The sequence below is a fragment of the Scytonema sp. PCC 10023 genome (assembly GCF_963920835.1).
Classification (GTDB): domain Bacteria; phylum Cyanobacteriota; class Cyanobacteriia; order Cyanobacteriales; family Nostocaceae; genus Kalymmatonema.
On the sequence record NZ_CAWUDP010000064.1, the window covers coordinates 15,226 to 39,376 of the forward strand.

General features: G+C 43.5%; 24 protein-coding genes and 1 tRNA gene. 16 read left to right on the forward strand and 9 right to left on the reverse strand.

Translation table 11 applies throughout. From position 1 onward, the window contains the following. Positions 1 to 188: 188 nt before the first annotated feature. From ACM0OZ_RS31385 to ACM0OZ_RS31410, 6 genes are all read right to left on the reverse strand, one after another. Positions 189 to 431: a helix-turn-helix domain-containing protein gene (locus ACM0OZ_RS31385; RefSeq protein ID WP_414586743.1), complete on the reverse strand. Its 243-nt coding sequence runs from the start codon at positions 429 to 431 to the stop codon at positions 189 to 191. Between the two features lie 102 nt (positions 432 to 533). Beyond that, positions 534 to 1,247: an HAD family hydrolase gene (locus ACM0OZ_RS31390; protein WP_414586744.1), complete on the reverse strand. Its 714-nt coding sequence runs from the start codon at positions 1,245 to 1,247 to the stop codon at positions 534 to 536. A gap of 148 nt (positions 1,248 to 1,395) precedes the next feature. Next, complete coding sequence (ccsB, locus tag ACM0OZ_RS31395) at positions 1,396 to 2,442, reverse strand: c-type cytochrome biogenesis protein CcsB (RefSeq protein ID WP_414586745.1); 1,047 nt, start codon at positions 2,440 to 2,442, stop codon at positions 1,396 to 1,398. 120 nt (positions 2,443 to 2,562) lie between these two features. Next, entirely contained in the window at positions 2,563 to 4,287 is a 1,725-nt protein-coding gene (locus ACM0OZ_RS31400; RefSeq protein ID WP_414586788.1) for a DUF3352 domain-containing protein, read from the reverse strand. 630 nt (positions 4,288 to 4,917) lie between these two features. Continuing rightward, the gene (locus ACM0OZ_RS31405) at positions 4,918 to 5,547 is read right to left on the reverse strand and encodes a chorismate lyase (RefSeq protein WP_414586746.1); all 630 of its coding nucleotides are present in this window, start codon (positions 5,545 to 5,547) and stop codon (positions 4,918 to 4,920) included. A 178-nt stretch (positions 5,548 to 5,725) separates the two neighbouring features. Beyond that, positions 5,726 to 5,806, reverse strand: a tRNA-Leu gene (locus ACM0OZ_RS31410). 442 nt (positions 5,807 to 6,248) lie between these two features. Between ACM0OZ_RS31410 and accC the strand changes: the two genes are divergently transcribed. Continuing rightward, on the forward strand, positions 6,249 to 7,601 hold the full coding sequence (accC, locus tag ACM0OZ_RS31415; protein ID WP_414586747.1) for an acetyl-CoA carboxylase biotin carboxylase subunit: 1,353 nt from the start codon (positions 6,249 to 6,251) through the stop codon (positions 7,599 to 7,601). A 77-nt stretch (positions 7,602 to 7,678) separates the two neighbouring features. Here accC and ACM0OZ_RS31420 read toward each other — a convergent pair whose 3' ends face one another. After that, on the reverse strand, positions 7,679 to 7,969 hold the full coding sequence (locus ACM0OZ_RS31420; protein ID WP_041037722.1) for a YggT family protein: 291 nt from the start codon (positions 7,967 to 7,969) through the stop codon (positions 7,679 to 7,681). Between the two features lie 272 nt (positions 7,970 to 8,241). Here ACM0OZ_RS31420 and psbX point away from each other — a divergent pair, with 272 nt between their 5' ends. The 7 genes from psbX to ACM0OZ_RS31455 all read left to right on the forward strand — a co-directional run bounded on the left by psbX (position 8,242) and on the right by ACM0OZ_RS31455 (position 12,083). Continuing rightward, positions 8,242 to 8,358, forward strand: a complete 117-nt coding sequence (gene psbX / locus ACM0OZ_RS31425) for a photosystem II reaction center X protein (RefSeq protein WP_069350153.1) — start codon at positions 8,242 to 8,244, stop codon at positions 8,356 to 8,358. 318 nt (positions 8,359 to 8,676) lie between these two features. Then, positions 8,677 to 9,600 (forward strand): Ycf66 family protein, encoded by a 924-nt coding sequence (locus ACM0OZ_RS31430; RefSeq protein WP_414586748.1) that lies wholly within the window; start codon positions 8,677 to 8,679, stop codon positions 9,598 to 9,600. A 46-nt stretch (positions 9,601 to 9,646) separates the two neighbouring features. Further along, positions 9,647 to 10,207 carry a TolB family protein gene (locus ACM0OZ_RS31435; protein WP_414586749.1) on the forward strand — a complete coding sequence of 187 codons (561 nt, stop codon included), beginning with the start codon at positions 9,647 to 9,649 and terminating at the stop codon, positions 10,205 to 10,207. Positions 10,208 to 10,316: 109 nt separating this feature from the next. Continuing rightward, positions 10,317 to 10,844, forward strand: a complete 528-nt coding sequence (locus ACM0OZ_RS31440) for a TolB family protein (RefSeq protein WP_414586750.1) — start codon at positions 10,317 to 10,319, stop codon at positions 10,842 to 10,844. A 117-nt stretch (positions 10,845 to 10,961) separates the two neighbouring features. Further along, positions 10,962 to 11,519 carry an ISAs1 family transposase gene (locus ACM0OZ_RS31445; protein ID WP_414586751.1) on the forward strand — a complete coding sequence of 186 codons (558 nt, stop codon included), beginning with the start codon at positions 10,962 to 10,964 and terminating at the stop codon, positions 11,517 to 11,519. Then, positions 11,495 to 11,719: a hypothetical protein gene (locus tag ACM0OZ_RS31450; RefSeq protein ID WP_414586752.1), complete on the forward strand. Its 225-nt coding sequence runs from the start codon at positions 11,495 to 11,497 to the stop codon at positions 11,717 to 11,719. The genes ACM0OZ_RS31445 and ACM0OZ_RS31450 overlap by 25 nt, the downstream gene beginning before the upstream one ends. A gap of 142 nt (positions 11,720 to 11,861) precedes the next feature. Continuing rightward, on the forward strand, positions 11,862 to 12,083 hold the full coding sequence (locus ACM0OZ_RS31455) for a transposase (RefSeq protein ID WP_414586789.1): 222 nt from the start codon (positions 11,862 to 11,864) through the stop codon (positions 12,081 to 12,083). 145 nt (positions 12,084 to 12,228) lie between these two features. Here the strand turns inward: ACM0OZ_RS31455 and ACM0OZ_RS31460 are convergent, their stop codons facing one another. Then, complete coding sequence (locus ACM0OZ_RS31460; protein ID WP_414586753.1) at positions 12,229 to 12,369, reverse strand: hypothetical protein; 141 nt, start codon at positions 12,367 to 12,369, stop codon at positions 12,229 to 12,231. A gap of 14 nt (positions 12,370 to 12,383) precedes the next feature. Next, positions 12,384 to 13,388: a succinate dehydrogenase/fumarate reductase iron-sulfur subunit gene (locus tag ACM0OZ_RS31465; protein ID WP_414586754.1), complete on the reverse strand. Its 1,005-nt coding sequence runs from the start codon at positions 13,386 to 13,388 to the stop codon at positions 12,384 to 12,386. Between the two features lie 1,305 nt (positions 13,389 to 14,693). On the opposite strand from ACM0OZ_RS31465, the gene ACM0OZ_RS31470 reads away from it, so the two are divergent. From ACM0OZ_RS31470 to ACM0OZ_RS31505, 8 genes are all read left to right on the forward strand, one after another. Continuing rightward, positions 14,694 to 15,161: an AbrB family transcriptional regulator gene (locus tag ACM0OZ_RS31470; protein WP_414586755.1), complete on the forward strand. Its 468-nt coding sequence runs from the start codon at positions 14,694 to 14,696 to the stop codon at positions 15,159 to 15,161. A gap of 270 nt (positions 15,162 to 15,431) precedes the next feature. Continuing rightward, complete coding sequence (locus ACM0OZ_RS31475) at positions 15,432 to 16,316, forward strand: lysostaphin resistance A-like protein (protein ID WP_414586756.1); 885 nt, start codon at positions 15,432 to 15,434, stop codon at positions 16,314 to 16,316. A gap of 188 nt (positions 16,317 to 16,504) precedes the next feature. After that, the gene (locus ACM0OZ_RS31480; protein WP_414586757.1) at positions 16,505 to 17,554 is read left to right on the forward strand and encodes a caspase family protein; all 1,050 of its coding nucleotides are present in this window, start codon (positions 16,505 to 16,507) and stop codon (positions 17,552 to 17,554) included. Positions 17,555 to 17,649: 95 nt separating this feature from the next. Further along, entirely contained in the window at positions 17,650 to 18,630 is a 981-nt protein-coding gene (locus tag ACM0OZ_RS31485; RefSeq protein ID WP_414586758.1) for a hypothetical protein, read from the forward strand. After that, positions 18,615 to 19,601 (forward strand): AAA family ATPase, encoded by a 987-nt coding sequence (locus tag ACM0OZ_RS31490; RefSeq protein ID WP_414586759.1) that lies wholly within the window; start codon positions 18,615 to 18,617, stop codon positions 19,599 to 19,601. The genes ACM0OZ_RS31485 and ACM0OZ_RS31490 overlap by 16 nt, the downstream gene beginning before the upstream one ends. A gap of 2 nt (positions 19,602 to 19,603) precedes the next feature. Further along, positions 19,604 to 20,740, forward strand: coding sequence for a hypothetical protein (locus ACM0OZ_RS31495; protein WP_414586760.1), 1,137 nt, complete (start codon positions 19,604 to 19,606; stop codon positions 20,738 to 20,740). A 237-nt stretch (positions 20,741 to 20,977) separates the two neighbouring features. Next, the gene (locus ACM0OZ_RS31500; RefSeq protein ID WP_414586761.1) at positions 20,978 to 21,598 is read left to right on the forward strand and encodes a hypothetical protein; all 621 of its coding nucleotides are present in this window, start codon (positions 20,978 to 20,980) and stop codon (positions 21,596 to 21,598) included. A gap of 8 nt (positions 21,599 to 21,606) precedes the next feature. Continuing rightward, positions 21,607 to 23,982, forward strand: coding sequence for a pentapeptide repeat-containing protein (locus ACM0OZ_RS31505; protein WP_414586762.1), 2,376 nt, complete (start codon positions 21,607 to 21,609; stop codon positions 23,980 to 23,982). Positions 23,983 to 24,151: the final 169 nt, after the last annotated feature.

Below are 24,151 nucleotides of genomic sequence, written 5' to 3' on the forward strand. Positions count from 1 at the left end.
GAATCCTTAAGGTTCAAGTCTTCCGCAAAAATCATACCTGCCCAATCACAAAGATTGTGGGCTAGAAGCCAGTGATAGTCGAGGGGAAAACCTGCACCGAAAGTGCCAACCCTTTTACGATTACCCGTTCTGCGCTCCACGATTAATCGTGGAGGCAGCCAAATCAAGCAGTTTATTAGAAGAAATTTTCAATTAACACGAAAAATCCTGCTTGATTTGGTGAGTCCAGCCCTCTCCGGCGGGCTCCCAACAAGCGGGGACTGGCTCTCCCGTTGGGCAAGGGTTGCGCGTTTTGTGTAGATAAATGCGTCGTCCTTACGCTCAGCTAGAGCATAGTTGTACACCTGACGGCATTGTTCAAGCCAGTCTGCAAAAACGGCTGCTTGTTCCGCTGTCGGCTTGAGTTTAAATTCGTATGTCAGACTAAACACTTGCATCACCTCCTCTTCTTATTAGACTCTTTTTTTAAGAAACGACACTGTCCTTTTTAAGTTACGTAGACAAATAAAAAGCCGCTCCTTTAGGACGGGGCTTTAAACCCAAATTTTCGGTAAATCTCGTAAGTCTTGAATTACTAAATCAGGAGTTGGAATATTTGAAGAAAGTTTTTTATTATCTGAATTAATCCATATTGCAGATAAACCTACTTTCTTTGCTCCTGTAATATCAAACAGCAAATTATCCCCTACAAATACAATTTTGGATTCAGACACTTCCATCTGTTCTATCGCTTTTTGAAAGATTAAAAGCGAAGGTTTTATAATGCCATAATCAGAAGAAAATATAATCGTTTTAAATAAATCAGTAATTCCTACTCTGTGAAATTCCTTGAGGCAGAATTCGCTTTTGCACCAAATATTTGACACAACACCCAATTTATGAGTTTTTCTCAGTTGTACAATGGCTTCTACGTAACTATCTGGAATTTTGCCTATTTCGTGAATTCCAAAAACTTCTTCTAATAAATCAATGTCATTATCAGGTAAGTTGTTCTCTTGAATAACTTTAACAATATAGTTTTTAACGGCTGGGAAGCATTCATAGTATTTTGGATTTTCATAATCCTTGCCCATCTGATTAAATACCTCAGAAATTATTGATTTAACTTGGGCGTTGTTGAATACAGTTCCATTTATTTCACGATATGTTTTGCCAAAATCCTCTAAGTCAGAAAATCGGTCACAATCGAACATGAAAGTGTTTCCCATGTCGAGGAGGATGGCATCAAATTTATCGATAAAACGCATTTTCTTCTATATTGCAGTTAGATAAAAATTACGGCTCGTTACTATTAATAACCCCCTCTCCCTCCGGGTTCGCCAGTCGCCTACGGCGGGAAACCCGCCTGCAGCGCTGGACTCACCGCTGGTGGAGAGGGGGTAGGGGGTGAGGTTCTTAAAAGAACCAGCCGTATGAGTGTAAACCTTTACCTAACAAATTAACTCCCAGATAGCAAATCCAAACAACAACAAAGCCACTGGCGGCTAAAATCGCGGGACGACGCCCTTGCCAACCGCGAGTGATGCGGGCATGAAGATAAGCAGCAAAGACTAACCAGGTAATGAGCGCCCAAGTTTCCTTGGGGTCCCAACTCCAGTAAGTTCCCCAAGCTTCGTTCGCCCAAACAGCACCAGCAATAATGCCAATAGTTAGGAGGGGAAAACCCAACCCGATAATGCGATAGCTGATGTTATCTAGAGTTTCCGCAAGGCTGAGACGCTGAGGTGAAAGGGGTTCGGCTGTTGTTACGGCTTGAGACTGAGGCACAGTGACTAAATCTAAAACAGCAGTTTTGCCGTTGCTATTGCTTTCAAGACGAACGACTCCGTTATTGTCATCAGCAACTGCTTGTGTTTGAGAAACTAGTTCACCGGCTTTGCGTAAGCGGTAGCCGTTGTTGCGATATCCACCGGTACCTACAGAACTCCCTTGTAATTGGATGTCTTGACCACGCGTGACAATGAGGAAGGCGATCGCTACCAGCGAACCTACCATCAAAGCCGCGTAACTCAACATCATGACGCTAACGTGCATCATCAGCCAATTGGATTTCAGCGCAGGTACTAAGGGTTCTGCGACTTGCATTTGTGATGGTAGAGTGAGGGTGGCAAAAGCAGTGATACCCATAGCTACAGGTGCAGTCACGACTCCTACCAAGCGGCTACGGCTCGTGTTTTCGGCAATCAGATGGACAGCCGTTATTCCCCAAGTTAAGAAAAATAAAGATTCATACAAATTACTTAAAGGAAAATACCCAGCTTCTAGCCATCTTGCCCCTAGTAGGGTCGCTATGCACAAATTAGCGATCGCCATCCCTGCTGTCCCTACAGCAGTTGTAGGCAAATTTGGAAAAGCCGCCCCACCCCAATAAACCAGCATTGTGACAAATAGAATTGCAAATGAGGCATTGTCTAGCCAGCTCTGGAGTGCAATTAAATTCATAAATAACGTTATCTCCACTCGATATAGTATTGATTCTGATTGTTACGATCCTATCTGTTTTAAGGAGGTTAGAAATGTTAATGAATCATGAATGCTGAAATTTTCATCATTCATCATTATTTATTTTGCTGGACTTGGTAAAGGCTCTGGTTTTCCAGCTTTTTTAAGTGATACAAAAATATCGTAGCGAGTACTGCGGCTATCGCTGACAGCAACTGTCACTCCTGCTGAGCGTGTTGCCTCTAACAAAGCTCGTTGATTTGGTACAAAGCTCGCTAAGGGAAAATACTTAGCCGTCCTTTCCACATCTAAGAACAACTGACCATTTGTGGGATTGGGTTCGCTTGGAACTGTATTTTGGAATAAGGCAGTGTTAGCTAAAGTGTTATTCTGTCTAGGAATAACTCTATCATTCACAGGCGCTCCAACCGTTAAGAAAGCCACATCTCCATCCAACCAACCATGAGTGGCTGTTAATGTTCCAAAAGGTCCGAGCCAGTTGACAACAGGTTTCCCATCAACTGTCGTATATTTTACCTGAAACTGGTATTGATTTTTCATGACTTCATCGAGCTGTTTTAGGGCTATTTCAGCACGGGAACGATTGGTTGCCTGTACCATGAAAACCAAAGCTGCACGAAAATTTTCTGGCAAACCTTCTTTGGGAGTATTGGGAATCACAGAGACAGAAAACTCTCCTCGCATCCAGTTCAGCAAATCCTCATCTAAATCGAGAGTTGTCAGAGATTTCACACCTTTTCGCAGTTGTTCTGGTATGACTGGCGAGTAGGGATTTCTTTGGGAAGTTAAAACATAGTCTGCCCACAACTGTTTTAGGTTCCCGCCAGACAGCATCATCAAAGTCTCTGCAGGCAAGCGGTTTTGCATTTTTCCGGCTTTGTTTTCCACGGAGAGTACCCGCTGGCTGTTAGGATTGAGCCAAGAAACGCTCTTCAAACGGATTCCTTCTGACTCCAGAGTCATTGTCCCTGCTAAACCTTGGTTATTCTGAAGTTGAGTCAAAACTTGAGCAGGCAAAGGACGGTTTGGAGATGCACCTGTTATCTTCGCAGAGTAAGGCACATTCACATAGAACTGAGCAAAGGGTCTGGATCTGGCAATTTTTGGGAAATTTTCGGCAAAACCCGCACTTATAGCCAGAGATGCTTTACCTTTATAGGCGTCAATCGCTTGTTCTGTCGTTTTGGGATTATCGGTGACAACTAAAAAACGCCCATCTAGTAGGGCTGCTGAGAATTTTTCTCCTACTTGTCCTTGAGTTTCTTTGATGGGAATATTTTCATAGGTGCGGTCAATCCATTTGCCATCTTTAACTGCTTTCGGTTGTGCCAAGATGCTGCTGGCTCTTTGTAAATTTTTCACTGGCAGAATCATCACCATCGACTGCTCGTTGGTTGTCGCTTCTCCATCGGTAGCAACAGGTTTTGATGTGGTTTTACTCGCGTTTGGGGCAACAATTGCGATTGTGACTTGATCGCCAACCCAAGGACTGATATCTTTCTGGAAGTCATAGCCATGATTCGTCAAAAAGCGATCGCGCAACTGCACTAAATTTTTATCGAGTAAGCTTTGAGTTTCTTTTGTCCCAAACTCTCGTAATTTCTCCCATTGTCCTGGATCGGTAGTTAGGGAAACTGCAACTAGGGCATTTTGGGGAATAATATTGGCACCTGGTAGTAAATCTCTAGAAAATAGATTTCCCTGAGTTAACACCCAGTAAAGCGCACTCCCGGCACCAATCAATAACCCAGTGAACGAGAGCGTCAGTACCAGAGACGGTTTCTTTCTTTTCCTCATCGAATTAGACACAACGGGCAGTGCCATTGAAACCAATACCTCATACTTGCGTGCATCATAATTGCTTGTTGGCATTAACCAAAAGGTTTCCTGATCTTAGCGGGTTGCTTTTTACATTTTTTTCTTTACCCTAGACTGAGACGCCTTTCGGTAATTAACCTACCACTTTTTCTAAGTTTGCTACTACGTAAGCTCTTTTAAAATGATGGTTGAAATGTAGCTAAAATTAACAAAACTTTCTCAATACAGGATCATAGCACAGACAACCTAAGTACATTTTTTTTAACATAGGGTAAATCTTTACATTATGCAATGCTTTACTCTGATTCCTCAAGCACGGCATTGAGAATGTAAACAATCATTTTTTATTTGAAATCTAAAATTAGTTAATAAAAGTTTAAAAATATTTTATCTAGGGACTTCCAATTAAAAAAATCTCCAATTTGTAGTGACAGAAACAATGGTGGGTTACGCCGCAATGCAAGTCCTGCATGTAAAACCTCAACTGTCGTGCGCCGGAAGCCCCCCTACATAATGGATAATTTATTTTTTGGTAATCCCTTATACAAAAACTCTTCTTGACGGTAAAAAATTTAGAACTCAGAAGCGGTCTTGAAAATATAGCCTCACAGACCTTCTGAGTTCGGAAATTTGGGACTAAACCTTACCATTGGTAGAACTTAGCTGCATGGGTCCGAGATATTTTGTTAAATACGGCGAAAAAACCTCGTAAATTAACGTCAGCGGCTGTCCATGATGCCAAAACAAGTAGTGGCGACCCCAAAAAGGTCCAGTCTCATCAAAGCCTGACTCTAAAGCATTCGATTCGCCGTAGTAAATCCCCTGAACATCCCGATACAGCTCTGTACGCAGACGAGCTAAACTTGCCCAAATAGGTAATGAACGGTTTTGCAAATACTCATCTACATGAGAAGCTTCCCACCATGAAGTGGCATACGCCAATCGTTGCCCAGAGGCGGTACGCAACCACACCTGTCGCCGCAGTCGTGGTCCTGGTACTGCTTGGATCAGTTCAGGCGCACTATCCAAGTCCAAGCCAATCAATGACATATCAATGACATCCACTTCTGTAGGCTCGCCTGTCAGCAGTTGTAAGTGCCTTGTTGGGGAACCGTCACCTAAGAGCAGTAATTGCCAAGTCGGTGCCAGCTGAGTGTGTGGCAAACCTTGTTGAATGACTTCCTCCCCACCTTGCCAAATCGGACTCAGGCGATGCCATCCCGTAGGTAATGTTAAGTTGTTTGTCGGCGTAAAAGTCGCAGTCAAGGTTCTTTACAAAACTTCATTTATCTCTATAAAAGCACAACTGAAGCTCTAAGTGCGAAAGAAAGTTCTGAGCGCTAAGTCCCAAGCCCTAAGTGACAGACAATTTGATGTGAGTCATCTTGCCTGAATTTGTGAAATCCTACTAATCACTTGGTACTTAGGACTCATCATTAAAAAATGCGGATGGCGAGACTCGAACTCGCAAGGCAAAGCCACACGCCCCTCAAACGTGCGCGTATACCAATTCCGCCACATCCGCAAGGTTTCCCTGAATATAAAATATAGCATAACAGAAAAAATTATAGTAACTGATACCCAAGTTACAGAAAAATTAAGTGCAGGAATTCACAACAAAAAATAATGGGTATACTCGACGGACACAAATGTAGTCGCTCCACACGTGATATTAAAAAGGGGTATAGCCAATTTCCTTTGCAGGTGCGATTCGCAGGTGCAAAGGAAATTAGGTCTATCGTGAAGCGCACGGTATGCATGAAAATGCCAAAGTCGGGAAACTAACTCCGGACTAGCAACATTGCTGCTGCTAGTGTAGTTAATACCTGTAGAGGCAAGCAGCGAAATCCTTCCTTATATTTAGGAAGAGTGTTGGGAGCCAGTCAGAATTTGAAATGAGGCTCTGCGTAATTTCAATTTTGACGGTAGAAAATGTCAATCTACTGGACTGATATCAAAGCTAGAAGATGAAGTTTGACAAAATATTAATTGCTAATAGGGGAGAAATCGCGCTTCGCATTCTCCGCGCCTGTGAAGAAATGGGGATTGCAACGGTTGCGGTACATTCCACCGTTGACCGTAATGCTCTGCACGTCCAACTTGCTGATGAAGCGGTTTGCATTGGCGAAGCTGCTAGCAGTAAAAGTTATTTGAATATTCCCAATATTATTGCAGCGGCATTGACACGTAATGCCAGCGCCATTCATCCTGGATATGGCTTTTTGGCAGAAAATGCTCGGTTTGCAGAAATCTGTGCTGACCATCATATTGCTTTTATCGGTCCATCTCCGGAAGCCATTCGGCTAATGGGGGATAAATCTACTGCCAAAGAAACCATGCAAAAAGCTGGGGTTCCGACGGTACCAGGTAGCGATGGGTTGGTAGAATCGGAGCAAGAAGGTTTGGCGATCGCCCAAAAAATTGGCTACCCAGTGATGGTTAAAGCCACAGCTGGTGGTGGCGGGCGGGGTATGCGCTTAGTCCGTTCTGAAAACGAGTTCGTCAAATCCTTCCAAGCGGCTCAAGGTGAAGCGGGAGCTGCATTTGGTAATTCTGGGGTTTATCTGGAAAAATTTATTGAGCGTCCCCGCCATATCGAATTTCAAATCTTGGCTGATAACTACGGAAACGTTATCCACTTAGGGGAACGGGATTGTTCTATTCAACGCCGCAACCAGAAACTTCTAGAAGAAGCCCCTAGCCCGGCTTTAGACCCAGACTTGCGAGAGAAAATGGGACAAGCTGCCGTCAAAGCAGCCCAGTTTATCAACTACAGTGGGGCAGGTACCATTGAGTTTCTCTTGGATAAATCCGGTCAATTCTACTTTATGGAAATGAACACCCGGATTCAAGTCGAGCATCCCGTGACAGAAATGATTACTGGGATAGATTTGGTTGCCGAACAAATCCTTATTGCCCAAGGGGAAAAACTCAAGCTGACACAAGACCAAGTCGTCTTGCGAGGTCATGCGATCGAATGCCGTATTAATGCAGAAGATCCTGACAATGACTTTCGACCCTCCGCTGGACGTATCAGTGGTTATCTCCCCCCTGGAGGTCCCGGAGTCCGCATCGACTCCCATGTTTACACCGATTACCAAATTCCGCCTTACTACGACTCACTCATCGGTAAATTAATCGTTTGGGGACCAGACCGCGCCACTGCTATTAACCGCATGAAACGAGCACTGCGAGAATGTGCCATCACGGGACTACCCACGACTATTGGATTTCATCAAAAGATTATGGAACACCCGCAGTTTTTGCAGGGTAAAGTCTACACTAATTTCGTACAGGAGATGAAAACTCTAGTGCAGTAGCATCGGGGATTCGGGACTGAGAACTAAGCAATACTCGCACCTTACCCCAATTCCCAATCCCTAATCCCTAAACTCTACTAAACACGAGACAGCATGGTCAGCAGTCCTTGCTGACCTAGGAGAATTTCCCGTAAAAGACTGAAGATACCAACCCAAATGATTGGGGTAATGTCCACCCCGCCTATAGGTGGTACTATTTTTCGCAACGGCACTAGAAACGGTTCAGTAGGCCAAGCTACGAGATTAAAAGGCAAACGATTCAAATCAACTTGGGGATACCAAGTTAAAATAATCCGGAAAATAAACAAAAATGTCATCAGTCCCAACACTGGACCGAGAATCCAAGCGGCAAGGTTAGCACCAGTCATGATTTCAGCTTGACTTTCTGTGTGAATAAAGCAGACAGAGAATAAAATTTACTTTAATTTCTGTAAAGCCTTTCTCTAATTGTAACCAAAGCCTGCTACACAAAAAAGAATAGGGAATACTGGTTGTCAGTTGTTAGTTGTTTCGTTGTTTCGTTGTCAAAGTAACACTAACCCTGAACCAGTACCCACTGCCATAAATGGCTTTTCAAGGGTCGAATAGACCATTAGAATTGTTATAAAGTGTGTAAGTGTGTAAAAAAAGGTTGAAATCTATGACGCCCTCTTTAGCAAATTTTCTTTGGAGTCTGGTTTGGGGAACAGCAATTGTCGTTATCCCCGCAACAGTAGGATTGATTTTTGTCAGCCAGAAAGATAAAATCCAACGTTAATAAGAGTTGTGTAGAGAAGCGCTGTTTGCAGCTTCTCTACTCTTAAAACTCGGTTTGTGTCACTGAATTGCGATGGTTGCTGACTCTGAGCAATTCATCACAGAAGTATATTTATACTAAACCGACACACACAGGCTTGTTAGCTTTAGGTCATAATGTAAAGACGCGTAAGCGTTGCTCAACCCTCATGAGAAGCCGCCCTACGGGCGTCTACGTGGAGTTAGGCAACTTCGCGTCTTTAAAGTATATTGTGTCTGATTACAGTAGAGATTTAAATTCTAACTCGCTAACATAGATTCTAATATTGGGTAAACAACAATGCTAATATTTGGGCTGAACTCAGCCAGTGTTCTGGCTCAGGTAAATTTTGGGGCAAACTCAGCCAGTATCCTAGGAATTTTCTTGGCTGTGGCTGGGGCAGCACTCTATTTTCTCCGAACTGTGCGTCCAGAGCTCTCACGCGATCAAGATATCTTTTTTGCCGCTGTGGGCTTACTGTGCGGCTTCATTCTCGTGTTCCAAGGTTGGCGTCTTGACCCAATTCTACAATTTGGTCAGTTGCTTTTGGCAGGCTCAACTATATTTTTTGCGGTTGAAAGTATTCGTCTGCGCGGTATAGCCACTCAGCAAGCCAAGCGCAACACGCCTATTGTGGATGACGAACGAGAGGTCAGCGACAACTATAGGTATAACAAGAAGTATAAGGCACAGGTAGACGCTGAGTTAGAACCATTGCCTTATGATGATGATTACGATGAGCGCCCGGTACGTGGTCGAATTTCCGGTAGCAGGGATAACCGTTCATCTCGGGATGATTACTACGAAGATGAACCCCCGCGTCGTCCAGAACGTCGCAATGGTAGCGAAAGGCTGACAACAAGCGACAAAACTGACAAACCCCGTCGCCGTACTTCTGGGCGTTCTGTACGTCCTTCTGAAAGTTTTGAAGATGAGAATTGGGGTGCTTCCACCAGACCAGTTGATGAGTGGGATAGCTCAACTACCGAAGAAAGACGACCTTCACGTCGTGGGAATAATGGACCAGTGCGTCCAGAAACGCGCGATGAGGATGTTACTCCTAGACCAAGAAAACGCCGTCCACCCACTGAATCAACTCCGAGAAAAGAGCGCGACGATGATGAGGTGATTTCTACTGAATATGTGGACTACAAACCATTAGACCGCTTAGAGCGTCCGGGTAAGGATCAAGATAGTTCATCAAATTTTGATGATGATTTGTAAATAAGCTGAGGTGGAGGAGGGGAAAGCGGCGACGGAAAAAGTTCAGGTGAAAAAAATTACACCTAGTTTCTGGCTCCAAAGACAAATTCCTTGGGGTCTTAGTCTTACATTGGCAAGTTTACTTGTATCTTGTAGCTACAGCGACATCCCAATTGGACCTACTTCCCTCAACAGCCGCTACACAGAGCAGCAAGCAGCCTTGAGTGGGAATGGTCGTTTTTTAGCGTTTGTATCTAATCGTAATGGTAGTCATCTAGTGCTACTGTATGACTTGGAACAGCAGCAGTTTATTGCGACACCTGGCTTAAACCGACCAGAGACAATTGCCGAAAGCCCTAGCCTCAGCTACACCGGACGTTATATTGCTTATATCACCAGCGACCAAGGTAGACCAGTTGTGGCGCTTTACGATCGCGCTACGCAACAGTCACAAATCCTTACCCCCATTTATCCTGCTTGGGTAAGAAATCCCAATATTAGCCCAAATGGACGTTATGTTGTTTTTGAAACTGCTAGCCGTGGTCAGTGGGATATTGAAGTTTTAGACCGGGGACCGAATATTGAGTTAGATATTCCCAACGGCGCAGCAGTGGGTGAACCCCCGTGAGGAGGGATGAGGGAGTGAGGGAGTGAGGGAGTGAGGGGGATGAGGGAGATGAGGGGGATGAGGGAGTGAGGGAGCAGAGGAAGAACTAATGACTAATGACTAATGACTAATGACGAAACGCTTTATTTTTCTACCTATATTTGCCTTGGCTAGTTTGTTAGGTGGCTGTGCTGGGTACCCGCGCCTAGTCAATTATGGATATGATCCGGGGGGTCTAAGTCTGAATAGTTCTGCTTCGGAATTAGATCCCCAAATTTCAAGAAGATATATTGTTTTTGCGAGTGACCGACGAGGGAGCCAAGATATCTATATGTTTGATACGGTCACTCGTACTTTGGTAGATTTGCCTGGTTTAAATTCTTTTGATACTGTTGCTTCTCATCCTGCTGTTTCTGAAAATGGTCGTTCTATCGTGTTTGTTGGTAGTCGTCAGGGTCGCTCAGCTATTTTCCTTTACGAGAGAGAAACACGTCAATTAAGAAATTTGACTGCTAACCTGCAAGCAGAAGTCCGTAATCCAACAATTAGTGCTGATGGCAGTAGGATTGCTTTTGAGTCTAGCGTGAATGGACAATGGGATATTTTCGTTTATAACCGTTCTGGACAACCGCTGAATGTACCTCAAGACCCCCGTTAAGGGAGATCAGGGCAATACGGTTCGGATAAGACTTGATCCCCGCAACCCCCCTAAAAAAGCAGGGCTGTTTCATTCCCTAAAAGACGTAAAATTACAAGTGTCGAGGGAGTGAAAGTAATGGGTGCAAATTTAATTGAACAACTGCGGCAGGTTAAGGACTTTCGCACGAAAGATGGACAAAGACATCCTCTGTGGTTAGTTTTGCTCTTTGTAATTATGGGAACTATGAGCGGGTATGTTGGATATCGTGCATGGGGAGACTTTGTAAAGCGTCATCGTCGTGTATTGATTGAAACATTTGGCACACAAAAACATGGTGTGCCATCTTATTCAACAATACGGCGCATTTTGATGGGAGTCGATTTTGACACACTTGCCGCAACGTTCAATCAATGGGCACAAAACTATGTTTATTTGGAGACATCCGAGTGGTGTGGAATTGATGGTAAAAGCATTAAAGGAACAGTGCAAGACTATAAAAGCGAGTATCAAAATTTTGTGAGTATTGTCTCGGTATTTGCAGGCAAAAAAGGGTTAGTTTTAGGTATGGACAAATTAGAGAATAAGAAAGGTAGCGAAATTACCACAGTACAAAACTTGATTGCAGTACTGGATATCAAAGGTGCTGTTTTTAGTTTGGACGCTCTACATTGCCAAAAAAAACTTGCAAGTTAATTATTGATGGTGGCAATGACTACGCGATTGCCCAAGGGGCAGTGCGCTCCGCGCAATCGCCGTTAAAGCTAACCAAAAAAACTTGCATCGCCAAATTCGGTGTAATACAGATAATGCCAAACCAACAAGTCGCTATATCAGCAACGAAAGAACTCGAAACCGAGCTACAACACGAACGGTGCAAGTTTTTAATGATTTAACTGGCATTAGTCAGGAATGGGCTGGGCTGAAAAAAGTTAATTAAGATTGAACGAATTGGTACTCGTGCAGGGAAAGCATATCATCAAGTTACATACTACATTAGTAGCCTGGTACATTCGGCAGTTGATTTCGCGATCGTGAATTCGGACGCATTGGGGAATTGAGAATCGTCTCCATTGGGTTAAAGATGTGGTTTTTGAGGAAGACAACTCGACCATACGCAAGGGTAATGCTCCTGCGAATCTATCGGTAATGCGAACGATCGCCCTGAATGTGTTACGCCGAAATGGTTATTCTTCCATTACCTCTGCTCAACGATTTATATCTAATGATATTGACAAACTGTTATCCCTTGTGAAATGAAACAGCCCTGCCCTAAAAAAGGGGGGCAAAAAGCCTTTCAAAGTCCCCCTTTTTAAGGGGGATTTAGGGGGATATAAAATACTTCGCGTAACAAATATGACTTCTCAAACATCCTCTAAGAAGAGGGGCTATTTTCCCCCCTTTACTAAGGGGGGTTAGGGGGGATCTTTGAGGAATGAACATGCACTTCCCATACGGTCTTGGGAGTCGGGGAAGATGAGGGAGATGAGGGGGATGAGGGAGAAATTCCCGGCTCTTGAGTTCTCCTGGTTCCCTCAATAATCACTTGTGTCTGTACTCCTAGACTTTATTCTCTTGTTGCTGAACGGCTTCAATGAGCGATCGCACTTGTTGAGTTCCTTGTGAAGGTTCAAACGAAAGTGGGAATTTACTTCGGGCTAGCATTCGCAACCCAAGGGGAACAATACTGAGCAATCCTTTGAGGTCTTTAAAGTAGTTTCCAACGACTTGTAAGCCAAATTGACGCTCATCAATCCAGCCGCCTTCTTTGACTAAGTCTATTAATACTTTGCGATGGCGAATTGAACGGCTGTCGCTTGCTTGTTTGTGATCAAGAATTTCCTGCTTGATTTTGGTGATTTGCTCTAATGGGGCAACACCCATTGGACATACAGAATTACAGTAAAAACAACGGGTACAACCCCAAACTCCTTTTGTGCCTTCGTTATATTCTTCTAAACGACTTTCGGTTTGGCTATCACGAGAGTCTGCTACCATGCGGTAAGCTTTGGCAAGGGCGTGGGGACCAACAAAGTCTGGGTCAACTTCACGAGCATTGCACTCAGAGTAACAAGCTCCACACATGATACAATTACCGCTTTCATCAAGGCGCGATCGCTCTTCGGGTGTTTGTAAAAATTCCCGTTCTGGGACGCTACGCCCTGCTGTACTCACATAAGGAGCAACCCTCTCAAGATTGTTCCAAAAACTGCTCATATCCACGACTAAATCTTTGACCACAGGCATATTGCCAAGTGGTGCGATCGTTATTTCTGGAATGACATTTGCATGACCTCCGGTTATTTCGGTCTGTTGTAATTTGGCAATTTCACTGCCAACATTTTCCTTACAAGCCAAAGCTGAACGCCCATTGATTCGCATCGCGCAGCTACCACAAATTGTGTTGCGGCAATTTTTGCGAAACGCCAATGTTCCGTCTTGCTCCCACTTAATACGATTAAGACAATCCAGAATTGTATTCCCTGCTTCAGTATCCAAAACGTAAGTTTGCACAACCGGGGAGGAATTTTGTTGCTGTCGTATGACCTTAAAAAGAACTTCCATTGTTACCTACCAAAGTCTTGAAATTGCTATACGTATCTATAAAATTTTTCCCACACATCGGTCGCCCACCAACAAGTGAGCTATATTCTTGCTGCCCTTAATTCTAAGGTAGCTGTTAATAGGCTGATGATTAAACGACTCATTCTATTTTAAGGATAATCATGAAAATCTGAGTTGTATCAGCACGTAATGGGTTTGGCACCAAATGTGTCAACACATTCAGCTAAAAAAAAAATAATCGCTGCTTGACAATTCATTCATGTGTTTGGGTTCATGGAGAAGGCGAGTAAGAGAGAGGCACAGGGGAAATGGGGCTTAAGTTCATCCTTTAACTGAAAATCTTCAAATTGAATGCTCCTTAGGTTATAACTGTATCTTGATGTCAATACGAGTGAAAGACCCACTGATTGAAAAAATCGCGTATGGCAGTCGTGAAGCGCCAATTTTTTGGTTATATAGAATTGTTAAAGCGATTAATGAACATCTTGACCTCTTAATCAAGAAACTCTTGGTTGTAACTCACTCCTTAAAACTGGTTGTCTAAATTAAATGAATTTTTATAAAATCCCGACGGTAATACTCATCCCAAGGATAGGGATTTACATAAAAGTGTATCAGCAAGTTTAATTCAAAATTAAACAGCAATTTTGCTATTATTAAACCATGCTACTATTTAATATAAAATTATGAGGCAACAAAACCAGTATCAATCGCCGTGTAAGGGCGGCTGTTACTGCTTTGTTTCTTTGTAATTAAGTAGAGGCAAGAAATTTCTGGTCTCTACTGGCAGGAGAAAAGGTTGTATGTCGGCACAACCCTATGAAAATACTATGCTGTCTTATGCTTCTTGAGTATCAGTGGGCAAAACCACACGACTCAAGGTTAATAAAGACAGAGCTAGGAAAGTAAAAAGCCTGCAATTTGTTGAGTCTACGACTTGTTTCTAGTGGTAGAACTTAACGGCACAAAAGCGGGATGAAAATCCTCTGCACGTTTTGCCTCCGCCATTTGTAAAGGTTGCTCAAAGTTGTACCACTCTGTAGTGCCAAAAAAGAGAATTATCTCATTTCAGATGGCAAATAATGGTTAAAAATGCCGTAAAATTAGCAAAATTAATGCCTGTGACAACTATACCTTAATCTGTTGTGGGCAACCATAAGAGATTCTCTTGTGGCTCTTGTGTATGGAGGAATTAGCCCTTCATTCTAGGGTCTTAGGTAACTTTGTGCAAATGTCAAGAAGCCAAGAATTGCCAAAAGACGGCTTGTTTATTAGTTTGGAGAAAGTGAGGATATTTGAAGCGTAATGACTGAAACTGCCACCGCACCACTAACTGGAAAAGCACTGCTAGCGAAAGTAAAAGAACTTTCTAATTTACCACGGCGAGAAAGAGCAAAGCAGTGTGGTTATTATACAGTTACTAAAAATAACCAAGTTCGTGTCAATCTTACTGATTTTTATGATGCTTTGCTGTCGGCTAGAGGAATTCCTCTAAGTCCAGAAGCACCTAAAGATGGTCGTGGACGTGAACCGACTTACAGGGTAAGCGTACACCAAAACGGTCAAATTGTTATTGGCGCGACTTACACCAAAGCTATGGGCTTAAAGCCGGGTGATGAGTTTGAAATTAAGCTGGGATACAAGCATATTCACTTAATTCAAGTTGATAGTGATAAAAAGCTACTCCAGCATGATGAAGATGCAGAAATCTATGAGGATGAAGACCTCGAAGACGAAGATCTAGAAGACGAAGACGAAGAAGACGACGAGTAAAGTTTTCTTATAGTAGAGACAAGTTTAAGGCAAAAGTTTTATAACTTGTCTCTACAGCTACACAGAAAGCTTTAAAATTTGTTGCAACTTAAAAATACGATCAGACTTATTGCAGAATTTAAGCACTTTGGCAAAGGCTTGATTGAGAATAAAGAAAAGCTATTCATAAATCATACTTAAGGCAGTTGCAAAAGCAGGATAACATTGCTATTCCTGTTTGAAAACTGCTCTAAATCAAGAAAAATTTTTCTTGCCAAGCCAAAAATTATTATGCAAGAAGTGTATCGTGTTTTTTTCGCTGATTTTATAGCGTTATTTGAGCTATCACCCGACTTGTTACTGTCATCTTTAAAAGATGCACCAGTACTGTTTGTTGTGATAGCTTTTTTTATTGTTTGGGTGGGTTGCTGGTTGCCTATAGCAGCACTCATAGCATTTGCCCTAAAGTGGCAACTCTCTAAAGGTTTGCAGCCAGAACAAAAGTTACCTTTAGTGGTATCTCTCTACCTGTTAGCACCTTTTATTTTATGGGGAGCTAGTTGGCTAACCAATACACCTTTCTCAGATTACGGCTTACCCAGCAACATTTCAACTCTATATTCTTTGGGGTTCGGTTTAGCCTTAGGAGTGTTGAGCATCGCAGTAGTGTTTTCTGGGCAATTGTGGCTGGGATGGTGCTCTTTTCAATGGTCGAATTTCAAGCTTGTGCGACCTATCTTGTTACCTATTTTATTAGTGGCGTTATTTGTAGGTGGTATTGAAGAGTTAGTTTTTCGGGGTTTTCTGTTTACTGAACTTAATAAGGATAACTCTGTTTGGATAGCAGCGCTCATTTCTAGCTCGATTTTTGCGTTGCTACACTTGGTTTGGGAGCAACGAGAAACGACACCACAATTACCTGGGCTTTGGTTTATGGGAATGGTGTTGGTACTAGCACGCTTTGTCGATGGGGGGAGTCTCGGCTTAGCTTGGGGACTGCATGCTGGATGGGTGTGGGCGATCGCCACTTTAGACACAGCGCAGCTGATTGATTACACAGGTAAAGTCTCAGACTGGGTGACAGGTAAGAATAAAAAACCCCTTGCTGGTGTAGCGGGAATTGTTTGTTTACTGTTCACTGTAGGGATTTTTTGGGTTTTTTCTGGGAATATTTAATTTCGCCCATTGACAAAGGCGCAAAAAAAAGCGGTAGTCACAGAGTGAGGTAAACAACTCAGAACATCTTGGTTTCCCAAATATTTGCCGAAAAAATCTGGGATGTCTTGACTTGGCTTGGTAGATTAGTGTATCTCTCCTCAAAAGGGATGTCACCAAGCACTTTCAATAAGTCAAGAGGATAGGGCGTGACAAATCAAACTTTTGCTCATGGTTATGCATTACTCATCGGTGTTGGTGCTGATTTACCCATCACCGTCAAAGATGCTACTGCCCTACGAGATGTTTTAATTAACCCTAATCGAGCTGCCTATCCACCAAACCAGGTCAACTTGCTAACCGAGACTTCTGCTACTCGGCAAGAAATTCTCACGGCTTTCGATCAGCTTATCGAACAGGTAAACCAAAATCCTGATGCAACAGTAATTATTTACTACTCTGGTCATGGTGGACGGATTAAGCGTACAAATGAATACTTCTTAGTGCCTTATGGCTACGATCCCAGCCAACGTGTAGACACCGCCATATTAGGATTGGAGTTTACCCAAAAAATTGAAGCAATTAGAGCACGTAAGCTCGTCGTTTTGCTCGATTGTTGTCATGCAGGAGGAGTACCTGCTCTTAAAGAAGCTGAAGAAACTTTTATCAAATCACCTGTACCACCTGACCTGTTAAATATGCTGGGAACAGGAACTGGTCGAGTTGTCGTTGCTTCATCGCGGGAAGACGAATATTCCTACACAGGTCAGCCCTACAGTGCTTTTACGGTTTGCTTGTTAGAAGCTTTACAAGGCAAAGCAACCGTGAATAAAGAGAATAAAGATGGCTATGCTCGTATTCTTGACGTTATGATTTATTTGTTTGAGGAAGTACCCAAGCGAGCTTCGGGACCACAGCATCCGTTTGTTAACAAAGTGCTTGATTTGGGTGATAATTTTCCACTTTGCTACTACGCAGGTGGAAGTAAATTTTTACCTGGAGAAATAGCAGTGACTGAGGTTAACTCGACTACCAGTGGCTTGACTGCTGGACAAAAGCGACGATTAGCGCAAAAACGAGACACACTCCAGGCAGAATGGGATCTCCGTAGCGAGAAAGTGAAGCGAATGCGGGATGCTCTGGCTATTGAGGCTGGTACGGCTGTTAAGTTCCAATTAGAAAAGCAGCTTTTGGATGAAGAAGCTCAACTAGCGCGTCTTGGTGATGAGTTGGATGAGATTGAACAGGCGTTGCAGTAATTTAGAAAGCTGGGGCTGAATAGAGATGTCATCCGTCAAAGCTCTAATAAATAAAAGTAGGGTGAGCGTTGGTTTAAGATAATTTATTATTATTGATGTCCTCAGTTCGGCATTTACAGCAAAGACACAAAGAACTTCAGCAGCAGTACGATCTGCTCAGCGAAAAGATACGACGTTTGCGGGCTGATTCTGCTATCCAGGCAGGTACTTTAGTAGCTTATCAGCTAGAAAAGGAGATTGAGCGGGTTGAGGCTGAGCGCGATCGCCTCCTTAAACAAATTCAAACTATTGAAAGGTCTTTAGATAATGAGCGAATACACAGTGAACTGTTTCGCCTGAATTATGTCCAGCAGGTGCGGCTGTTCCGAGAATTTATTGAAGAAAAACGAATAGGAGCTTTTTTGGTTCATGGCTCACCGGAACACGGTCAAATCTTTCTGCTTAAGCGCTTGTTACACGCAATTCCAGAAAGTACTGTGACTCCCCCAATCCAGTTTTATCTCTCCCGTAGGGCATTGAGAACAGACATTGCTGCTCTATGGCGAGAGCTTGGTCGTCAAATGGGAGTACAAAACTTCTCATCCCATGAGGAAATTGCTAAGAATGCGGTAGCTCAGTTGCAAACCCAGCACATCATCCTGGTTTTTCATGACTTTGACTGCATTGATGAAGACTATCTGCATGAACTCATCCAAAAATTCTGGCTACCGTTGGTAAACTCAGCTCAACAGACAATCTACCCAACCAACGAGTTTTTTCTCCTCATGTTTTTAGTTGACCATGAGGGTTGTGTCAACACCTGGAATATCCAATATGCAGACGAGCTCGATCCAGTTTGGGAACCCTGTATCCCCATCAGGTTGCCAATGATAGATCGCCTATCTGACCAAGTATTGGCTAATTGGATGGAAAATGCAATTGATGCATTACCAACCAAGGTCACTAAACAAATTGACTATACAGTTAAGGTGATTTTAGAAAAGAGCGAAGGGGTTCCAGAGCATGTGTTTGCCCAAATTTTTGGTTTGTGCGGCTGTAACTGGCAGGAGGAAGAGGTTAGGTGGTTAGAACTGTAGACGGAAAGCGGCTGAAATACACGGGCAAGGTGCAGCCCAAGCCAGGAGAGCAAGACCCGCAGACGGGGCAATTGCTGTATCCCTACCTGCCGAGTGAGAAGTTGGTAGAGGCGGTTAATTTGGCTATAACCCTTGAACGACCCTTATTACTCAAGGGAGAACCGGGCTGTGGCAAGACAAAATTAGCCCGTGCGGTGGCTTACGAACTGGGTTTGCCTTATGAAGCTTGGTACGTCAAATCTACTAGTCGGGCACGCGATGGACTGTATACTTATGATGCGGTTGGACGGTTGCGGGATGCTCAACTTGCTGCGTCGCAAATTGATGATGAAGCCGCAGTTCGGGCGAAAAATGCGGACGGCTACGTAGAGTGGGGACCGTTAGGACGTGCTTTTCGCAGTGACTTGCCTAGTGTTGTGTTAATTGATGAAATCGATAAGGCTGACATTGACTTCCCCAATGACCTGCTGCTGGAACTTGATGAGAAACGGTTTGAGGTGGCAGAGGTAAAACAGAGCAGTCGCTTCAAGAAAATCCAGGCGAAGGTCACGCCTATTGTCTTTATTACCAGTAATGATGAGAAAGACTTACCCGACGCCTTTCTACGCCGTTGTTTGTTTCACTATGTCAAATTCCCTGAGCGTCAGCAGTTAATTGATATTGTTAAGGCACACTTCCCAGTTTCGTCTTTGGATGTGGTGGACGCCATTATTTACCGCTTTTTAGAACTGCGCGAAGAAATGCGGCGGGACAAGGGCGAGGCTGGCAAGAAGGTCAGCACTAGCGAACTGATGGACTGGGTGCGGATTCTCCGCCATCATGAGGATGATGAAATTCTTGCCAAGTTGAAGACAGAACTGTTGTATCCGGGGGTGTTGCTCAAGAGTTGGGATGATTATCGGCGATATGGAGAACAGGTGCGATCGCCTCAAGGAGACGGTTCCTCTGCGCGATCGCCATCGGGCATGTGAACATGGAAGCTCCCCAAGAAGAACTACCGCTGCTTGACCTCTTTACTCGGCTGCGAGAGGCTGGCTTACCTTTAGGTATTAATGAGTACCATATTTTTTTGCGTGCGTTACGGGAAGGCTTTGGCACGACTGATCAGGAGGCTTTGGCGGAACTGTGCCGTACCTTGTGGGTGAAATCTCAGGATGAGGAACACCTGTTTAACTACCACTTTCAACAGGTCATCGCCAAATCAAGCAGCACTGTGCCAGTTTCTTCTCCCGCAACAACCTTACCCGAAAAACCAGTTGTATCAGACTCGACCACTATTGATTCGGATACTGCCCCCACGCCCGAACCTGTCAAAACTACGTCGGATTCAGTGCCCATCTCGTCGGAATTGATGCAAGTGGAAGATGAAATTCAAGTAGCGGAAGCGGTACAGATTACTACTCAACGAGATGAGGATATTACTGTTAATCGCTTCACTCAATCAGATGAGTATTTCCCTGTCACTCGACGGCAGATGAAACAAAGCTGGCGACATCTCCGCCGTTTTGTGCGGGAAGGTTTGTCTACAGAATTAGATGTGGAGGCAACCATTGACCGAGTTGTACAACAAGGGGTTTTGCTGGAACCTGTTTTGCTTCCCCGTCGGATAAATCGAACTGAGTTGCTGTTGCTGATTGACCAGAAGGGATCAATGGTGCCGTTTCATGCGCTGTCTCAGCGGTTAGCGGAGACTGCTCAGCGAGGAGGACGTTTGGGAGAGGCTGGTATTTACTACTTTCACAATTGTCCCACTCGATATCTCTACCAAGATCCGACACGCCAGAAAGCTGAAGCTGTCACAGATGTTTTGGCTCAACTGCGCCCGGAACGTTCCGCTGTATTAATTTTTAGTGATGCAGGGGCAGCACGGGGCGGCTTTAGCATAGAACGGCTGGAATTGACCCAAAAATTTCTCGACCAACTAAAACAACGTGTGCGTTATGTTGCATGGCTTAACCCAATGGCAAAAGAGCGCTGGTTTGGGACAACAGCGGGTGAAGTTGCCCGATTAGTGCCGATGTTTGAGTTTAGCCGTCAAGGCTTGGATGGGGCAATTGATGTGTTGCGGGGACGGGGAAGTTATGCACAATTAGAATATCGGCTGTTGTAGTAACAGCTTTGGACTCAAGTTTGAGCATAAAGTTTGGGCTAACAGCTAAGAGGTCATTTATAAAGTAAAAATAAAATTCTTGTAGGGTGTGTTAGGCGTATATATTCGATATGATTTGTAACGAAAAACATGACGGGAGCGCCTAACGCACCGCCACATAACATGGTGCGTGATAGCAAAGCCGTAACGTACCCTACTTAAAATTTACTGAGTAAAAATGAGAAGTACAAGAAACAGATGGCATACAGTGATTTTACTCTCGCTAAAGCTAAAAATACATTGAGCTTAACTCTGGATGAAACTCGCAATTTGTTTCGGAATGTACCAGGGGTACAGCCATCTGACTTGCTGACACGCTTGCTAGATGAAAACTTACCTTTAGCAACTGCCATCAATAGTGAAAAAGCCCGTTCCGAGTTCCTCATTGCTCCCATCTTGTCTGAGGTCAGACGACAGATGGATTATCGAATCAGCTTATTTTCTGGCATAGAGTTTAATGTTGAACCAGCTCAAGGACTCTCAGGCTTTTGTGACTTTCTTCTCAGTGCATCTGGTGAGCAGTACTTTATCAGTGCTCCAGTAGTCACAGTGGTTGAGGCAAAAAATGAGAATATAATAGCAGGGTTGGGGCAATGCGCTGCCACAATGGTTGCTGCTCAGATTTTTAATCAAAGGGCAGGAAATGATATTGAAGTTATCTATGGAGCAGTTACAACTGGAACCAACTGGAAGTTTTTGACTTTAGAACAAAGTACTGTCTGTATCGATTCTATTGAATACTACATTAAAGAAGTTGATAAGATTTTAGGAATTTTCTTACAACCGTTCCAAAATTCTTTGTCTAAAACTTCAGTTTAGAAAAGCCAATGAAGCCAGAAGTCGCCACTCGCCGTATTAAAACTTTTGGGGAACGTTTTGGAGAAGCGCACCTCTATCTGGCTTACCATGCTGCTTTTCCGTTAGCCCTGACGCCAGATTTGCTTTACCAGATGTGGGCTAATTTTCAACGTGATATCAACGGTGAAGCGCTGAACATCCCTTGGATGGGGGTGGCGGATTTACTGCTTTCTAGCCTTTGTGATGAAGTAGGGAATGAACTCTATGAAATGGATACGGTAGTGAGAAATGCTCTGCTGAAGGAGTTGAAGGAGAATCCCCGATTTGCTGAAAAGCGGATTAATGAGTTGTCTGATTTTTTACTTGCTTATGTGCAGCAGCAGCTTGACAGCCATGATCCGGATATGCGGGATTTTGCTCAGACTCAAAGGTGGACAGCGTTAGCTTATACAAGACCTAATGAAGTGGCGCGGGAGATAGCATCTACTCTTGCAGGGTTGAAATTGGAGGATAAAGCAGAGTGGGTTCGGATGGCATCTGTTGTAGAAACCTTTGCCGATCCATTGGCAGGATTTGAACCATTACTAATTTATACTCGTAGTATTAGAGATTGGGTACGTGGCGACAGAAGTAGTGCTACTAATCAATTGAAAAAAGCCTTGGGAAAAGAAAGATCTATACAGTGTGAAGGAGTAAATTTACTCGTTCCCGAACCGATAGCAAGTCTTGAAAACCTGAAGACACAGCAAGAAAGTCAGATTAATGAAGTAGAAAATTCTCTAGAGTTTGAGGGAATAAATACATCTACTGAACGGTTAAAGATTAACCGTAGGACTCCAAATCAAGTAAAAAATCTAGGCTCCGAGCGTATAAGCCCCCAAAGTAATATTTCTGGAAGACTAGATTATTCTGGACAAAATCTTCGAGGTCGTTCTTTTAAGGGACAAAACCTTGTATATGCTGACTTTAGCTACAGCGATATTCGAGGTGCTGATTTTACCCATGCTAACTTAATAGGTGCAAACTTTAGCAATACCATAGCTGGACCACGGTATATAGGTGTTCTAGGAGGAACCAGCTTTCGTAATGCTAATTTAACAGATGCCAATTTTACAGATGCGATTCTTAAGAATACAGACTTTAGAAAAGCTATTCTTACCCGCACCTGCTGGTTTAATGCCAGAAACCTTGAGCAGGCTCGCATTAATGGCACATATCTGGAAGCTCCAGAGGTGCGGCAATTGGTAATCACAAAAGATGGTCGAGAAAGAAACTATGATCGCAAATATTTAAGGGGTTTGAATCTTCAGGATGCCAATCTAGAAGATGCCAGCTTCATCGTTGCGGACTTGGGCGCAGCTAATTTACAAAATGCCAATTTATCACGTGCAAAGCTCATACAAGCGTTGCTAGATAAAGCTGATTTGACAGGGGCTTGCTTAACAGGAGCTTTTATTGAAGACTGGGCGATTACCAGTAACACTCAATTTGATGGGGTACGGTGTGAATACGTTTATATGCGTCTCCCCACCAAAGAAAACCCTAACCCCCTCCGCAAACCCGAAAACAGAGAAGAGGTTTTTGCTGATGGGGAGTTTGGAGATTTTATCAAAGCCATTGTTGCCACACTCGACCTTTATCATAACCAAGGCGTTGACCCCCGTGCCATTGCGATTTCCATCAAGCAGTTAGCTGAGAACCATCCAGACGCAGAACTTCTAATCGTAGCAATGGAGAAACCTGGCACAGATAAGTTTTTGCTTCGTGCTAAGACTGCGCCAAATGCAGATAAGTCAGAACTGAGTGCAGAATATTTTGATACTTATAATCACATTAAAAGCTTACCAGAGCAAGAAATTAAATTACTATTAGCAGAAAAAGATAACACAATCCGTCATTTAGAAAATATGATAATATCGGCGCTTCAGCGCCCTAACTTTTATTCAAACGTTGAACAGGTAGGTACTATGACTAATAATCCTAGTGGAATCTCTCAAAATGTTAGCGGTGGTAATATAGGTGGTGTTGCTGCCCTAGGTGAAAATTTATCAATGACAGGAGTTGCAAGAGGTGCAATCAGCACCAGTCTTACCAATACTATCAATCAGTTAGCTGGCTCAGGTGAACCGGACAAACCAGGAATTAAGGAACTGCTGACAGAACTCCAAGCTGCTATTGAAGCTGACACGAATTTGAGTGACGAGGACAAAGTAGAAGCCTTGGAACAAGTAAAAGCGATTGCTGAAGCAGGTCAAAAGCCAGAAGATGGAGCAATGCAGAAGATAGCAAAAACAGCACTGAAATTACTGAAAGGAACAGTTGCGGATTTGCCATTAACTACGGAGCTAGTTCAAAGTTGTAACAAGCTCTTGCCTCAGGTTACTAAGTTTTTCCACTTACCATAGGAGTATGGAATCAGTTCCCGTGCCCATACCTCAGATAATCTGTCCAGAATGCAGTGCTAGTTTTGCTAACACTAACGTGTGGATTCCCGCTTTGTCATCAAACTAGGGCGATCGCCCAAACTAAGAAAGCAATCATTCAGCAAAATTTCTGTGGTTGAATGGTTGAGAA

Bases quoted from the DNA above. Each gene is read 5' to 3' on its own strand.
- ACM0OZ_RS31390 (WP_414586744.1), bottom strand. From the start codon at position 1,247: ATGCGTTTTATCGATAAATTTGATGCCATCCTCCTCGACATGGGAAAC.
- ccsB (WP_414586745.1), bottom strand. From the start codon at position 2,442: ATGAATTTAATTGCACTCCAGAGCTGGCTAGACAATGCCTCATTTGCA.
- ACM0OZ_RS31400 (WP_414586788.1), bottom strand. From the start codon at position 4,287: ATGGCACTGCCCGTTGTGTCTAATTCGATGAGGAAAAGAAAGAAACCG.
- accC (WP_414586747.1), top strand. From the start codon at position 6,249: ATGAAGTTTGACAAAATATTAATTGCTAATAGGGGAGAAATCGCGCTT.
- ACM0OZ_RS31420 (WP_041037722.1), bottom strand. From the start codon at position 7,969: ATGACTGGTGCTAACCTTGCCGCTTGGATTCTCGGTCCAGTGTTGGGA.
- psbX (WP_069350153.1), top strand. From the start codon at position 8,242: ATGACGCCCTCTTTAGCAAATTTTCTTTGGAGTCTGGTTTGGGGAACA.
- ACM0OZ_RS31430 (WP_414586748.1), top strand. From the start codon at position 8,677: ATGCTAATATTTGGGCTGAACTCAGCCAGTGTTCTGGCTCAGGTAAAT.
- ACM0OZ_RS31440 (WP_414586750.1), top strand. From the start codon at position 10,317: ATGACGAAACGCTTTATTTTTCTACCTATATTTGCCTTGGCTAGTTTG.
- ACM0OZ_RS31445 (WP_414586751.1), top strand. From the start codon at position 10,962: ATGGGTGCAAATTTAATTGAACAACTGCGGCAGGTTAAGGACTTTCGC.
- ACM0OZ_RS31465 (WP_414586754.1), bottom strand. From the start codon at position 13,388: ATGGAAGTTCTTTTTAAGGTCATACGACAGCAACAAAATTCCTCCCCG.
- ACM0OZ_RS31470 (WP_414586755.1), top strand. From the start codon at position 14,694: ATGACTGAAACTGCCACCGCACCACTAACTGGAAAAGCACTGCTAGCG.
- ACM0OZ_RS31475 (WP_414586756.1), top strand. From the start codon at position 15,432: ATGCAAGAAGTGTATCGTGTTTTTTTCGCTGATTTTATAGCGTTATTT.
- ACM0OZ_RS31485 (WP_414586758.1), top strand. From the start codon at position 17,650: ATGTCCTCAGTTCGGCATTTACAGCAAAGACACAAAGAACTTCAGCAG.
- ACM0OZ_RS31495 (WP_414586760.1), top strand. From the start codon at position 19,604: ATGGAAGCTCCCCAAGAAGAACTACCGCTGCTTGACCTCTTTACTCGG.
- ACM0OZ_RS31500 (WP_414586761.1), top strand. From the start codon at position 20,978: ATGGCATACAGTGATTTTACTCTCGCTAAAGCTAAAAATACATTGAGC.
- ACM0OZ_RS31505 (WP_414586762.1), top strand. From the start codon at position 21,607: ATGAAGCCAGAAGTCGCCACTCGCCGTATTAAAACTTTTGGGGAACGT.